General features: G+C 67.0%; 16 protein-coding genes. 8 read left to right on the top strand and 8 right to left on the bottom strand.

All coding sequences use genetic code 11. From position 1 onward, the window contains the following. Positions 1-4: 4 nt before the first annotated feature. Together AB2U09_RS06330 and AB2U09_RS06325 are read right to left on the bottom strand one after the other, a co-directional pair. Complete coding sequence (locus tag AB2U09_RS06330) at positions 5-553, bottom strand: bifunctional nuclease family protein (protein ID WP_459191856.1); 549 nt, start codon at positions 551-553, stop codon at positions 5-7. Positions 554-756: 203 nt separating this feature from the next. Then, positions 757-1,419 carry a hypothetical protein gene (locus AB2U09_RS06325; protein ID WP_459191855.1) on the bottom strand — a complete coding sequence of 221 codons (663 nt, stop codon included), beginning with the start codon at positions 1,417-1,419 and terminating at the stop codon, positions 757-759. Positions 1,420-1,493: 74 nt separating this feature from the next. On the opposite strand from AB2U09_RS06325, the gene AB2U09_RS06320 reads away from it, so the two are divergent. Next, positions 1,494-1,904, top strand: coding sequence for a hypothetical protein (locus AB2U09_RS06320; RefSeq protein ID WP_459191854.1), 411 nt, complete (start codon positions 1,494-1,496; stop codon positions 1,902-1,904). Positions 1,905-2,161: 257 nt separating this feature from the next. After that, positions 2,162-2,599, top strand: coding sequence for a hypothetical protein (locus tag AB2U09_RS06315; protein WP_459191853.1), 438 nt, complete (start codon positions 2,162-2,164; stop codon positions 2,597-2,599). A 158-nt stretch (positions 2,600-2,757) separates the two neighbouring features. Here the strand turns inward: AB2U09_RS06315 and AB2U09_RS06310 are convergent, their stop codons facing one another. The 3 genes from AB2U09_RS06310 to AB2U09_RS06300 all read right to left on the bottom strand — a co-directional run bounded on the left by AB2U09_RS06310 (position 2,758) and on the right by AB2U09_RS06300 (position 5,284). Next, positions 2,758-3,054 carry a DUF7410 domain-containing protein gene (locus AB2U09_RS06310; protein ID WP_459191852.1) on the bottom strand — a complete coding sequence of 99 codons (297 nt, stop codon included), beginning with the start codon at positions 3,052-3,054 and terminating at the stop codon, positions 2,758-2,760. A 19-nt stretch (positions 3,055-3,073) separates the two neighbouring features. Beyond that, positions 3,074-4,507, bottom strand: coding sequence for a hypothetical protein (locus AB2U09_RS06305; RefSeq protein WP_459191851.1), 1,434 nt, complete (start codon positions 4,505-4,507; stop codon positions 3,074-3,076). Between the two features lie 81 nt (positions 4,508-4,588). After that, positions 4,589-5,284 (bottom strand): SDR family oxidoreductase, encoded by a 696-nt coding sequence (locus AB2U09_RS06300; RefSeq protein ID WP_459191850.1) that lies wholly within the window; start codon positions 5,282-5,284, stop codon positions 4,589-4,591. Positions 5,285-5,431: 147 nt separating this feature from the next. Between AB2U09_RS06300 and AB2U09_RS06295 the strand changes: the two genes are divergently transcribed. Beyond that, positions 5,432-6,526 (top strand): phosphotransferase family protein, encoded by a 1,095-nt coding sequence (locus AB2U09_RS06295; protein ID WP_459191849.1) that lies wholly within the window; start codon positions 5,432-5,434, stop codon positions 6,524-6,526. 87 nt (positions 6,527-6,613) lie between these two features. Further along, positions 6,614-6,877 (top strand): DUF8142 family protein, encoded by a 264-nt coding sequence (locus tag AB2U09_RS06290; protein WP_459191848.1) that lies wholly within the window; start codon positions 6,614-6,616, stop codon positions 6,875-6,877. A gap of 188 nt (positions 6,878-7,065) precedes the next feature. On the opposite strand, the gene AB2U09_RS06285 is transcribed toward AB2U09_RS06290, so the two are convergent. Both AB2U09_RS06285 and AB2U09_RS06280 read right to left on the bottom strand, forming a co-directional pair. Next, positions 7,066-7,359 carry a DUF3194 domain-containing protein gene (locus tag AB2U09_RS06285; RefSeq protein WP_459191847.1) on the bottom strand — a complete coding sequence of 98 codons (294 nt, stop codon included), beginning with the start codon at positions 7,357-7,359 and terminating at the stop codon, positions 7,066-7,068. Next, positions 7,360-7,752, bottom strand: coding sequence for a prefoldin subunit beta (locus AB2U09_RS06280; RefSeq protein ID WP_459191846.1), 393 nt, complete (start codon positions 7,750-7,752; stop codon positions 7,360-7,362). Between the two features lie 154 nt (positions 7,753-7,906). Between AB2U09_RS06280 and AB2U09_RS06275 the strand changes: the two genes are divergently transcribed. From AB2U09_RS06275 to AB2U09_RS06260, 4 genes are all read left to right on the top strand, one after another. Continuing rightward, the gene (locus tag AB2U09_RS06275; RefSeq protein ID WP_459191845.1) at positions 7,907-8,122 is read left to right on the top strand and encodes a hypothetical protein; all 216 of its coding nucleotides are present in this window, start codon (positions 7,907-7,909) and stop codon (positions 8,120-8,122) included. After that, on the top strand, positions 8,119-8,481 hold the full coding sequence (locus AB2U09_RS06270; RefSeq protein ID WP_459191844.1) for a hypothetical protein: 363 nt from the start codon (positions 8,119-8,121) through the stop codon (positions 8,479-8,481). Before AB2U09_RS06275 ends, AB2U09_RS06270 begins: the two co-directional genes overlap by 4 nt. Further along, positions 8,478-12,527, top strand: a complete 4,050-nt coding sequence (locus AB2U09_RS06265) for a MarR family transcriptional regulator (RefSeq protein WP_459191843.1) — start codon at positions 8,478-8,480, stop codon at positions 12,525-12,527. Before AB2U09_RS06270 ends, AB2U09_RS06265 begins: the two co-directional genes overlap by 4 nt. A gap of 100 nt (positions 12,528-12,627) precedes the next feature. Continuing rightward, on the top strand, positions 12,628-13,173 hold the full coding sequence (locus AB2U09_RS06260) for a hypothetical protein (RefSeq protein ID WP_459191842.1): 546 nt from the start codon (positions 12,628-12,630) through the stop codon (positions 13,171-13,173). 6 nt (positions 13,174-13,179) lie between these two features. On the opposite strand, the gene AB2U09_RS06255 is transcribed toward AB2U09_RS06260, so the two are convergent. Then, positions 13,180-13,680: a hypothetical protein gene (locus AB2U09_RS06255; protein ID WP_459191841.1), complete on the bottom strand. Its 501-nt coding sequence runs from the start codon at positions 13,678-13,680 to the stop codon at positions 13,180-13,182. Between the last annotated feature and the right edge of the window lie 175 nt (positions 13,681-13,855).

Genomic DNA, 13,855 nt, shown 5'->3' with positions numbered 1-13,855 from the left:
GCGGTCAGAAGGGGTCGTCGCCGCCGAACGGCGAGTCGTCGTCATCGTCCTCGCCGAAGTCGAATCCGCTTTCCTCTTCACCGGCGTCGCGCTGGCGGCGACGGGCTTCCTCCTCGTCGACGAAGCCGAGTTCGTCGGGGTCGCGGCCGGCCTGGTCGACCACCTCGTCGGAGACGATGATGGGGCAGTCGACCCGGAGCGCGAGCGCGATGCCGTCGCTGGGGCGGGCGTCGAAGACCATCTCCGTGCGCTCGTCGTCGGCGTACTGCTCGGTGTCGATCTTCGCGTAGAAGGTGCCGTCGGCGAGGTCGTCGATGCGGACGCGGTCGATGGCCGCGCCGAACTCCGCGACCATGTCCACGAAGAGATCGTGTGTCAGCGGGCGCTCGAAGGGCGTCCCGTCGAGGGCGTGTTGCATCGACTGGGCCTGGTCGGCGCTGACGAAGATGGGGATCAGTTCCTCGCGCACCCGGAGGAGGACGACCGGGTGTCCCGGCCCGTCGTCGCCGACGCCGACTCCCACCCCCTCGACTGTGGCCTCGTGCGTTGCCATACCACGGGCTAAGAGCGCGACCGTGAAAAAGGGCGTGCGGGACCATCTTTTTCGCTCGGGGGTCGTGCGTAGCGCGACCCCCGAGCCAAAAACAGGGGTGAAAAAGGCCGAATTCGCACTCCGCGCGAGTTCGGTGAACCGCGCGCCTTCGGCGCGCGGATGCTTATTCCAGAACAGGGGTAACGGTTCGGCGTACCATCCCACTAACCCTTGTAGACCGTGCTGTTCGTCACGTCAACCGCCGGTTCGCAGGAGTACGAACGGTTCGCGAAGGTTATCTCGACCGACGCCCCCTCGGGGGCGATCGCGTCGAGGCGTTCGAGCGGGATCGAGGGTTCGGCTTCCACGGTCCCGTCCCGCCCTATAGTCGTCGTTCGCATGACGGTGATCTGGATCTGGTCGTCGCTGGTGTCTGAACCGGTGTGGACCCCGTCGAGCGAGTCCGTCGTCCGCTCTTTCAGCACCGTCCAAACTCCGTCCGCGGCTGTGGACGAACACTGTATCCGCCCCCACGTTTCGAACGACATGATACCGTACACGGGCTCTCGCTCCGGACTCGAACCGTTCTCGACCTCCTCGTGGTTCGAGTGGCGCCACGCCTTCACGTATCGGACCGAATCACTGCTCTGGAGATACTCCGCGTGCTCGTCCGAGAGGGTCCGGTTCACCACGAGCGTGCCATCGCTGACGGCGACGTGATCGGTTACGCCGGGTTCGGGAGTGTTCGTGCCGAAGTCTGCCGATGTCGAGACGGTCGGCCAGTCCGTCCCCTCGTTGACTGTAGGCGTCTTCTGGCTCGGCGAGCCGATGCAGCCGCCCAGAACGAGGAGTCCGGCGACGACGGCGACCAGGAGGGGCTTCCGCATACTTCCAGTCATGAGACACGAAAGTAAATAGCGTCCACATTCGAAGCCCGAAGTACGGAGACCGAACGGGACTCATGGATTCGATCCGCACGTGGTCGTACTCCCGGCTGGATAGCCGAGACGTGTGGGACTGGGAGTCCGGTAATCACGGAGAGAACAAGTGGCCAGCGCCGGGTAGCAACTGGGCTACCGCACAGTACGAAGACAACGGATACCGTGTTCTTGTGCGCGGAATCTTTTTTGGCGGCACACCCGACGAACAGGTCGTTCCGCGGCGAGTAGCGATCGTCGAAGACAGTCTCCGCATCGAACTTGAGAGAACCCCTGGCGACGCCGAAATCGTCTTCGATGTGCTGGCATTCGTCCCATACGAAGCCAGCGTTGAATTCAACGAGCGAGTCGACAAGTCCGACCTTCCCCGACAGACAGTCGTCGAACACTTCCGTGACGGGTCGTCTATTTTCCAGACCTCGATCGAGCGGTGATACTCGATTCGCAGATGGCACCGACGACGACACCGATACCGAGGCGATAGTCCGTCAAGAGCGCGCACCACCCCGCGAACCGGGCCGATAGTCCGCCCGCACTCCGTTGCCACAATATCGGCCGTCTAATCGCCGTTAACCCGGATTAACGGTCGAGTTAATCCGACTAAATCGGCTGAAATCGGGGCAACTGGGGGCGAGCGCTTACCCCCTTCAAGGACTCGGCCGGCCATCGGTCGAGTGGAGGCACACACCACATGAAACTCAAACTCGTCGCCGTGTTCGCGAGCGTCCTCCTGCTCGCGACCGGCGCCGCGATGGCGATGCCGGGCAACGCGCCCGAACAGGCACAGGCCGACGACAACGCACAGGCTGACGACCACGCACAGAACGGGACCGCTGCCGCTGACGGTGGCGACGGTGCGGACGAGAACGACACGGACGCGCGCCACGGACAGCCGTCGGACGTTCCGGGCGCTGACGCCGCCAACGGCAGCCAGGGCCCGCCCGTCGACATGCCCGCACAGGTCCCCGACTTCGTGAGCGACGTCCACGGGATCATCGGTTCGCACGTCGGCGGCGCCGTCGACGGCGCCCAGTCGCTCGGCGAGCAGATCAGCGACGTGACGCCGGACGGCGACGACGCCGCGAACGAGACGACCCCCGAAAACGCGACCGCCACGGCCACTCCCTGACGGCCGAACCGGCCGCAGTCACACGATCCACTCCCCACCCTATCCACCTGACGCAACCGGGCCTCGAACCGCCTGATGCGTCACGTTCCCCACCCTTTCTGGATCCCGCTGACCGGTCCTCCGGTCGGTTTCGATACGCCGAGTCCCTGTGATCGCCGTCAGGAGAATGTACCGAGCACTGCCATGTAAAGAATGACCGTGGCGGCGTAGATGACCCCGAGCGCCACGACGGCCTTGGCGTGGAAGAGCCAGAGGTCGTCGCGCTCCCGTTCGAGTGCAGCGTCGTAGCGCTCGCGCTCGGCGTCGGTCGGGTCGTGGCGCTCGCCGACGTGCAGGTCGCGGGCGTGTTCGCTCCGGAACGGACACTCGCAGTAGGGGCAGGTCGCCGCGGGCGTCTCGCCGTCGGGGACGGCGGTGTCGCGTGCCGGGCAGAGCGTGGGCGCGTAGTCGGTCATCGGTCTGGAATCTCCCGCCTCAGACGAACGGCGGTGGCGCGTACGGTTGCGTGATCACCCATAGGCTGCTCATCGTGTAAAAGACCATCACCACCACCGAGGGGTACTGGCTCCGGATGGCCGCGAGCACGCCGGGGAAGAGCTCGAACGACAGCGAGTGAGCGACCCAGATGGCGAGGACGTGGCCACCGAGCACGCAGAGGAGCTTCACCGTCCCGAACCAGTCGGGCAGGACGAGCGTCACCGTCGACGGGGGCACGAACGGGCTCGTCGCGACCGCGGCGAGCGCCGGCGCGAGCCCGAGGAAGTAGCCGAGGAAGTGCGCGAGGTGGTAGCCGGCGGCGATGGGGAGCAGGGCAGGTGCGAACCACCGTCCGATGGCCGGCGCGGTGACGTAGGTGTCTGCGGTGTCTCGAACTTTCCGCGCGGCGAGGCGGTAGACGCCGAGAAAGCCCGCGAAGCCGGCGAGGAGGACGCCGGCGTAGACGACCAGCGCCGGGACGCCGAGACCGACGAGCGGTTCGACTCCGGCGGCCCACGTCGGCGTCGCCACGAGTCCGTCGTAGGTCGTCACCCACAGCAGCGCGACGACGAAGGCGACCTCGCCCGGCCGGTCGGGCAGGGGGTCTTCGGTGAGCGCGGTACCGGGAAGTCGGAACGTAACGTTGCCGTTTCCGTCCCACTGGAGCGGGGCGACCCGCCCGTAGGCGGCGAAGACGCGGCTCACGGGGTCGACGCGTTCGAACCACTCATCGCCGAAAGCGACGGCGCCGGCCACGGTCGCGAGCGAGTAGCCGAGGACGACGGTCGCGAGCAGTTGCGGATCCTCCCCCACGGGGCTGACGACTTCCAGGAACACCAGCCCGAGCAGGCCCGCGACCGCCGGCCAGACGCCCCAGCGGTCGGGGAGCGTCCGTTCGCCCGCACCGTCGGCGAGTCGCTCGCGCAGTCGCCGCGCAACCGCGACCGGCAGCGCCCAGGGGGTTACCGCCGACCAGGAATTGCCGACGAGGTACGTCGTCGTCGTGTAGCCGGCCCACCAGCCGACCCAGACGAACAGCAAGGCGAAGTTCTGCGTCGGCGTTCGCGGGCCGACGAACCCCGTCGCGAGGACGAGCAGGAGACTCCCGAAGGAGGCGAGGCTGAGCGCAGTCGAGGCAATCCGACGGAACCGACCGGGCGTCGGCACGGTGAGTCGCCACCAGTTCACGCCGCGCATCGCCTCGTGGTCGGTCAGCAGCGTCGTGAACAGGAAGGAGCCGCCGACGACGATGCCGCCCGTCAGGATCACGAGCCACGTCGGGACCGTCGCCGAGGCGATCGACCCGCCCAGCGACCCCGAATGCGCGGCCACCCGCCCGGACAGCAGGGCGACGACGAGCGCGAGCGGAGCGACGGCCGCGACGCTCTGGCGGAGACCGCGCACACCCGAACTCGACCGAACCCCGTCCATGTTTGCCCACCGTTCCCACGCCAGTGGGATAACTGCTAGTCCCGGAGCGGTCGTGGACCGCCGAGCGCCACCGGCGCCCGTTCAGAGCTTGTCCGTAGTGTTGACGGTGATGTCGGGCAGTTCGACGTGATCCGGTCGGGAGGCGGCGAACAGGATCGTCTCCGCGACGTCGGTGGGGTCGAGCGGCCGACCGTCCCACTCCGCCCAGTCGTTCATCTCGGTCTCGACCGGGCCGGGCATAATTATCGTCACCCGGACGTCCTCGCCGCGCATTTCCTTGCGCAGCGACTCACAGAACCCGTTGACGCCGCACTTCGAGGCCGTGTAGGCGCTGCCCTCTGCGACGGGGTGGCGGGCGTTCATCGAGGAGACGGTGATAACGTCGCCGTCGGAGTCGAGCAGGTCGGGGAGGACGGCGTGGGTCGCGTTCATCACGCCCAGCAGGTTGACTTCGACCTGCTCGTGGAGGTCGTCGAGATCGGCCTCGGCGACCGGGGCCGAGCGGAGCACGCCGGCGTTGTTCACGAGGAGGTCGACGCGACCGAACGCTTCGCGGGTTCGCTCGACGGCGTCCGCGATCGCTTCCTCGTCGGTAACGTCCGCCGGCACCGCGAGCGCGCGGTCGGTCCCGATCTCGTCGGCGATCCGCGCCAGTCGCTCCTCGCGGCGGGCCACGAGCGCGACGTCACAGCCCTCGCGCGTCAGCGCCCGGGCCGTCGCCTCACCGATCCCCGAGGACGCTCCGGTGACGATCGCAGTCCTGTCGTGCAGGTCCATAGCGTTCCTGGCGCCCGACGGCACTTAACGCTCCACCTCGGAAGCCAGTCGCTCCGAAACCGACTCTCTCGTTCGGGCCCTGTCGCCCGTGCTACACCCTCTCACTGCACGGCGCGTTTTATAACGGCCGGTCGTATAGGGCGGGCCATGACGGAGTCGGGAGTGGCGTTCGAGACGGCTGGACTGCGGTCGTATCTATCGGAGGAACTCGGTGAAACGGTCACCGACATCGAAGTGATCCACGACGGCCTCAATCTCTCGCTCGCGGTCTCGACCGAATCGGGGGCGGACGCCTACGTCCTGCGGCGGCCCAACGAGATGCGACAGGCCGACTCGTTCGTCGACGTGACCAGCGAGTACGCCGTGATGCGCCGCCTGGAGGCGAGCCCGGTCCCCGTACCCGAGCCGGTGCTGGTCTGCGAGGACGAGTCGGTGATCGGCGATCCGTTCCTCGTGATGGAGTACCTCGACGGCGAGGTGGTCCCGCTCGGGTCGGGCCTGCCCGAGCGCTTCCAGACGCCCGAAGCGCGCGGGGAGGTGGCGTCGCTGCTGGTCGACGCGCTCGCGGATTTACACTCGGTCGATCCCTCGGAGTTCGCGGACGGCTGCGACCGCCGCCCGGTCGGCGACCAGCTCGACGACGTGATCACTCAGCTCGACGAGGCGACCGCCGTCACCGGGCGGGACTCGCCCGTGCTCCGGGAGGTCGCGGCGTGGCTCCGGTCGAACCTCCCCGCGGAGTCGGAGACGGCGCTGGTCCACGGCGACTTCCGGCCGGGGAACGTGCTCTTCGCGGGCCCGGAGCGCCCCGAGATCGCCGGCGTCGTCGACTGGGAGACGGCGTTCCTCGGCGACCCGCTGACCGAACTCGGCTACCTGCTGCTGCGCTGGCGCGACGACGGCGACCCGACGCCGTCGCTCGACGGGCTGGAAGCCAGCGGCGCGAGCGCGGACACTATCGAGGAGTTACGTGAGACCAACGAGTACGGATTGGCCCCGTTCACGAACCGGCCCGGCAGCCCCAGCCGGCGGGACCTCGTCGAGCGCTACGAGGAACGGACCGGGATCGAGTACGAGAACGACCGCTTCTACCGCGCGTTCGCGGCGTTCATGCTCGCGACGGTCTGGGAGGACATCCACCGGTACCGGGTCGAGGCCGGCGAGGAGTCGGATCTGGTGCCGCACATCGACTACATGGCGGCGGTCGCCCGCAGTATCGCCGACGGGGAGTTCCCGCTGTAGCCGCTGGAGCGCGGGTGGGCGCTGCGGAGTGGGAGGCGTCGCGACCGGGAGCGCGGCGCTTTTCCCCCAGCGCTCCCAACGCCCGGTATGGCCGAGACAGACGAGGGCGGTTACAACCGAAAGTGGGCGGCGCTGGCAGTGTTACCCTTCCTCTCGCTCGGACTGTTCGACGTGGTCCTCCTGCTCGGGTGGGGGCTGGACCCGCTGTGGGGCTTCATGATCCTCCCGCCGATCCTCTTCATCAGCGCGCTGGCGTGGATCGGCTTCCGATCCGGGTTCATCGGCCACCGGACCATCGGCGAGGGCGAGCGGATGGACGACCCCACTGTCGGTGAATTCGACCACGACTGACGAATCTCGCAGAACGCCCGCCCCGCCCGACGGCCCGCTGAGACTCCGCTGTCGACTCCAATATTCGTCATCCGCTACTACGGAACGAGCGAGCGATTCGAGCGGTTCTGCATCGAGTGTCCGAGATACCGAGCGGTTGCTACTGTCGGCACTGCGAGCGTAGCGACACCGGCCGAAAGACCGGCCGGTTACTCCCCGAAGAGGTCGTCGACGGCGCCGCGCGCGGCGAGGGCGGCGTCGTCGGCGATGCGGTCGGGGTCGCCCGACGCGTCGGGCGCGTTGAGATAGACGTCCACTTCGAGGATACCGTCCTCGAAGGTGACGGTGACGTCCAGATCCTCGACCGACGAGCGGCCGAGTCGAGAGAAGACGACGTCCTCGGCGGCCTCGGCGGCGGTCTGGACGACGGTCTCGTCCGACGGCCCGTCCGTCGAACTGTCGTCGCCGTCCGCGTCAGCGGCGGCCGAGTCGTCTGTCGGCATTTACGCGCCGCCGGCGCCCGGGCCCATTCCGCCGGGACCGCCCGCGCCGCCGCCCTGCAGCATGTTCTGGAGTTCGGTCTGGAGCTCCTCGAACTGCTCCTGGACGCGCTCTTCCTGTTTCTCCAGGGTCTGGACGCGGACTTCCAGGCTGTCGACCTTCTCCTCGAGGTCGTCCTGAGCGTCGTCGTAGTCGGTCTGGACGAGCAGCTCGCCGACGCGGCGGTACATGCCGGTGTCCTCGTCGATGTCCTCGAGCTCTTCGAGCGCTGTCTGGGACTCCTGCAGCTGCGTCTCGGCCTGCTGTTTCTGCGCGGCGACCTGCTGGGCCTTCTCCTGTAGGTCCTGCAGTTCCTCGAGCTTCTCCTGTGCTTCGGGCGGCAGATTACCCTGCATGTCTTGCCGTGCGTGACCCGTGGTGAAAAACCCCCGCATTTGACTCGAAATTCGGTGTCAAATCGAAACACGAGCAGAACGCGGGAACGGACGTTTTGGACGATGAGCGGGCGATAAATCAAAGTTCGGTATACTCAACGGGGGGCCTCGCGGCATGACGCGCTCCTACGACGGCGACCCGCTCGACGGGACCGTCCAGTACATCACCGAGGCGCCCGCGTGGCAGGGCGACGGCGAGACCGTCGACGTCGTCGACGACACCGAACTCGGCGAGGAGCGCACCGAGAACGTCCCAATTCCCGACGGCGGTGAGCGATCCGAGGACGCCGACGGTCAAACCACGCTGGACGAGTGGGGGTGGTCGGCGTGACCTCGCCAGATGTCGACGTCGACGAGCTCGGCGATGTCATCCACGTCGCCGCCTGCCCCGACTGCGGTGCGGACCTTCGACTCGAGGCGCGGGACGACCTCCACTGCGAGTACTACGTCGCTATCTGCCCCGACGAATGCTTCGCCGCAGCGCTGCGGGTTGCCGGAAAGCTCGACCTCGACAGCGAGGCCGCGACGCGGCGTGCTGCTGGCTGGTGTGTCCAGTGTCAGGAGCAGATCGTCGACGAGGAAGACGCGGTCGAGGTCACCCACGCCGGCAACGACCATGTCGTCCACGAAGGCGAGTGTCATGAGGCGCATCGCCAACAGCAGGACCGACTGGGAGGTGCGTCGACGTGAGCGACGACGGACTCTCCCTGCAGGAGCGCGTCGAGCACCACCTGGAGCGCAACCCCGACGCCAGCCCCGTCGCGATCGCCGGTGCGCTCGGCGCCGACCCCGCGGCTGTCGCGGACGTCCTCGACGAGGACGTCGACGTCGAGTCCTCCGACTCGACTGACCCGACCGAGGACTGCCCGACCTTCGACGTCGAACCCGGAGTCTGGGCCGACAACGTCGAGGACTACGACATGTGGATGCCGTGGCAGTACCTCGACGGCCGCAAGCAGCCCCACGCCGTCTACGCGAACGCCGAGAACACCATGTCGTGGTCGAACCCCGACCTCTGGCGCTCGGCCGAGAAGGCCCGGATGGCTTGCGCCGACCAGCGTCTCGAAGGCCCGGGTATCGTCCTGCAGCACGAGGAAGACCCCTACGCAGACTGGGCCGACCCGTTCTTCATCGTCGACTACGACGACGTCCGCGATCCCGAGACTGAGGCGGTCCACCCGGTCGTCGCCGAGCACGTCGAGCAGGCCGACAGCTACACCGACATCTCCACGTCCGGGACCGGCGTCCACATCATCGCGAAGGGCTCGCTCCCGGACGACGTGAAGACCATCCCCGGGGCTTCTCTACCCGATCACGATGCCTTCCCCGGCGCCGAGGTCGAGGTCTACGACGGCAAGCGCTACGTCGCGATGACCGGCAACCACGTCGCCGGGACGCCGACCGACGCCACCGAGGCGCAGGACTTCCTGGACGACCTCGTCGACGAGTTCGTCGAGGACGAGCAGCGCCGGGACCCGGCCGAGACGCCCCGTCCCGACGGCGAGGACTGGGAGCCCGAGTACGACGAGGACGACCTCCAGGACCTCGACGAGACGACCGACATCCAAGCCGTGTTCGACGCCTGCCGTCGGGTCGAACCCCGGGACATCCGGCTGCGATCGTCACTCACCGAGGAACGCGCCGACGGCACCAAGTCGTTCGACCCCAGCTGGGAGACGTCCCGCAGCGGGACCCGCCTCGGCTGGAGTCCCGACGTGGGCTGGATCTACCGCAAGGGTGACGTCGGCCTCGACGCCATTCAGGTCGTCGCGCTCGAGGAGCGGATCATCACCTCGCCGCACGAGTACCCCGAGGGGGACGACTGGTGGGACGCCGTCGACGCGCTGCGCGATCGCGGCGCTCGCATCCCTGAGTACGAGCCACCCACGCCGACTGAGGGTGCGACCTCGGGCGCCCCGCCGGAACCGGAGACCTGTGCGCCGCCGGAAGTCGACTTCGAGGAGTTCGACCGCGAAGAGCGGTGGGATGACCTGCAGGGCGACCGCTACGACGAGTTCACCTCGCACACGGGGCCCGTCATCTGGGCCGACCACGCCGGCGCCGGGAAAACCACCAACGCCGGCCGGGCGGCCGCCGCTCGCGACCGCCAGTTCGTCGCACTGTTCGACAAGCACGAGAAGGCCCGCGAGTTCGTCCTCGACGACGCCACGCCCGCCGTCGACTTCCACCTCAAGGGCGGCAACCAGAAGCGCTACGACACCTGCATGGACGCCGACCACGCAGACGAGCAGTGCCCCGACCACCCCGGCGGGGACTGCCCGCACATGTGCCCCATCTACGACCTCGACCCCGACGAGGACGCCCGCCAGCGCTACGAGGCGGTCGTTCAGGAGCTCGGCCCGGTGCAGGCGCACATGATTCTCGACCTACCGGACCACGACGATGACGGCAGCTGCGAGTGGCTCGACCAGTTCGACGAACTCGAGAGCGCCAACCGGGTCGTCGGCGTCCACGAGTACCAGCTGCTGAAGACTGTTCGCGATGGCCGGGACGTCATCGTCGACGAGAGCCCGAGTGCGCTCAAGACCGAACGGACCGTCGACATCGAGGGCATCGCCCGCACGGCGACCGCGCTGGAGGCGATCGCCGACCTGCAGGGGACGCCCGACGCGCTTGAGGAGTTCGCCCGGTTCGCCCGGGAGATCCTCGACGCCCTCGCCGGCGACGAGACGCTCGACAGTCTCGCGGACCTCACGCCGCCCGACGTCGACGCCGCGACCTACTACCAGCCCGTCGACCCCGAGGATCTCCCCGCCGACGTAGACGAAGACGACGTCGAGCAGCGGACCATCCGCGAAGACGTCGGGATGCCCGGCGAGGGCTACCGGACGCGCGAGGAGCACGTCGTCGAGCGCTCACTCGCCGCGGAGACGTTCGCGCAGGCGAAGCTCGCCTACAACGAGACCATCGTCAGTCGGATGCGTCGCGACGAGTGGGACGGTGCCCCGCTGTGCTTCGACTCGCTGCTGGCGGCGGCGGCCGAGGCCGGTGCCGATCCCGATGCCGCACGCCAGGCCATCGCCGTCCCGACGCTGTTGGAGTCCTGTCCCTGGTGCGGCGAAGACCTGCAGGACGACAACGGCGCCCGCGTCTGTTCGGATCCCGACTGTGGCTGGCACGAGGCCGACCAGCGGCTGACCCAGCAGGGTGGGGAGCAGGCCCGGGCCATCGCCCGCCTCGACGTCGACGACGGATCGGTCGCCGGCCTGGACTACTACGCGCTGCCGCTGACGAGTGACCTGCCGGAGAGCCCGCTGGTCCTCGACGCGACCGCGACGCCGGCGAAGGTCGCCGCGCTGTACGACGTCCCCACGGACCGGGTCGTCGTCGACGGCGACGAGCTCCTGGAGAGCAACCTCCACGTCACGCAAGTCCTCGACGGCCAGTACCACGCCGGGACCATCCGGCGGGCTCTCGACGAGGACCGCAAGCTGGCCGAGCGCATCCAGCGGACCATCGACACGGTCGGCGACCTCCACCAACAGCCGTTGTTCATCGGCCCGAAGGCGCTGCTGGAGCGCTTCGATTTCCCCGACAACGGCGAGACGCTGCACTACCACGCGGCTCGCGGGCTGAACCGCGCGGAGTGCGACGCCGTCGTCTGTATCGGCGCCCCGCACCCCGCCGTCGACGATCTCCAGCGCGACGCCGAGCTGTTCGGTCAGGGCACCACCGACGTTCGTGCCGGCGGCGAGGAGTACTCGACGCGCCGAGAAACGGCGCCGCCGGTCTACCGGAAGCTCATCTACGAGGACGACGCCGGCGACGGCCGCGCCATCGCGACGAAGGACTTCTCCGGGCTCGTCGGCGAGCTCTGGCGGGAGACCCGCGAGAAGGAACTCGTCCAGGCGGTCCACCGGATTCGCCCGCTACTGGCGGACACGACCAAGCACGCCTACCTGCTGACGAACGTCCCGACGGAGATCCCCGTCGACGAACTCGCAACGTTCGAGGAACTCGCGGACCCGCTCGAAGCGATGCTCCCGGTTCCCGAAGGCGCGGTCGACCTCTTGGAGGCCGTCCACGATGTCACCGCCGGCGAGGGCCCCGACGGGTTCCGCGCCGGGCAGCTCGTCGAGCGTCGCGACGACGGGGCCATCGCGAACAAAGTCGACGGCTACCACCGACTCGCCCAGCTGTCCGGGCTGGATGTCACTCGGCGGACGGTGTACGACTGGGTCCACGCACTGGAAGACGTCGGCTTACTCACCCCCGAGCGGTACGAACAGCACGCTGGGGTGTCCTACGCGGTCGATCCTGCTACTTTGAAATCGGCGTTATCAGTACTATCCAGTAACGGCGGGTTCAAAGTAGCAGCAACGCGGCGCTTACGTGCGCTACTGCAGGATTCCGCTTCAGGCCTCGACTGGCTGGCCTGGGCACGGGACGTCTTCGACCTTCGCGGGGACATCGAATCGGGGGTGGTACCCCTCCGGCGGGGGTGGCTCAGGGGCGTGACCGCCCCCGAGTCGGGACGGTTCGACGACCTCCCGCCCAGCGCCAGGTACGTCCTCCGAGCTCTGCGAGACGCTGGGGGAGAACTCTCCCGGAGCGACCTCGTCGACGAGCTGTGTCACCGCGAGCGGACGATCACGGAGGCGTTAGATACCCTCGAAAATCGCGGATACATCCTCAGAAACCGCGATTCCGAGGACCTCAGAAAGGTATCCGTGGTTCTCGCGGATGAGCGGACGCTTAACCACTCTCGGGACTGATACAATGGCGACGAGACAGTACCAGACCATTCGGGTACGCCCGCCGCCCTGGACATGGGGATGAAGGGGACCGGCGACCAGCCGTGATTCTCTCCTGACGATGAAAGGTCAACACAAGTTCAGCCCGAGGAGCGGCGCCGAACTCTCCGACGAACGTGAGTACCCGGGGACCATCCCGCTACGGGAGGCTCTCGACGGCTCGGGAGAGCTGACCAACGGCGAGCTCGTCTCCCGCGAGGCGACCGCACTCCAGACCCGCTTCAAGCAGTGCCACCAGCGCCACCACGAGCCCGACCCGGAGCTGTACCTCGCCGCGTGGGAGGCCATCCAGGCACTCCGCACCGACGAGGACTCCCCGACGCCGTGGGACTGCTGGCTCTGGTACGCGCTCGCCGAACGCCTCTATCGCGATGGCTACGACACCGAGTGGATGCTCGCGCACGTTGAGGCTCGCTGCCCGCGTTGCTCGTCGCGACTTCAGTACGAGGCCTCGCCGACGGGGTTCGATGTCGCCCGCTGCGCGACGAAGTGCGGCGCCGACTCGCCGCAGCGGACCTACGAGATCATGACGGAACTCCTCGACCTGTACACCCGGGCGTTCGTCGACGCAGACGACGACCCGATCGAGCGGTTCGAGATCTTCTGAATTCGGTCATGTCTTCATGTTCAAGAGCCCCGAAATCCCGATTTGGTACCAAATCGGAACCAGAAGCCCGACAATACAGAGTATTATAACGCCGACAATAACCTCTTGAGTCCATGACATTGGGGTGTCGATGTAGGCAATCGCACCTTGTAGAAGAGCAGTAAATCCCAAAATACCAGTCAAAAGCGCTACAGCCCGGTTCGTATTGTTTTCGCGCCTTCTTAATTCCCGATGTTGGGCTACCTCAAACCCTTCTGAAGTTATCCTTAGAATCCTCTTCTCTTCGGCGACTTCGAATGTTTCGGGATCCAAAATCTCCTCATGATTCATCTCTACCAAATTTTGGCTCTCCAAGAATCTGATACCCTCTCTAACTTGTTCCGGTTTTAGTCCGGATTCATCGACTAAGTAATCACCTTCTGAAAACTCATTTTCCTTCTGAATCCCGTATGCAGATTCAGCACGGTATAGTGCCCGTAGTACTTGCGCCCAGTTTGGATCGTCCATGCTCAATTTCTGCAGTCTTCACCCAAAGAAGTTGAGGAGTCGACAAAATCGCTGAGAATTGTCAGAGAGCAAACCCCGATGACGCCTACCGGTTACCGGTACCCGGTAGCTCATTCCCGACGCCGAGGGGCGTACCAACGCGAGGCGGTGCGAGGCTCACGAGCGGCCACCCACT

It is taken from the genome of Halosimplex yunnanense (assembly GCF_054504345.1).
This window is presented reverse-complemented; position numbering and strand designations above follow the sequence as displayed.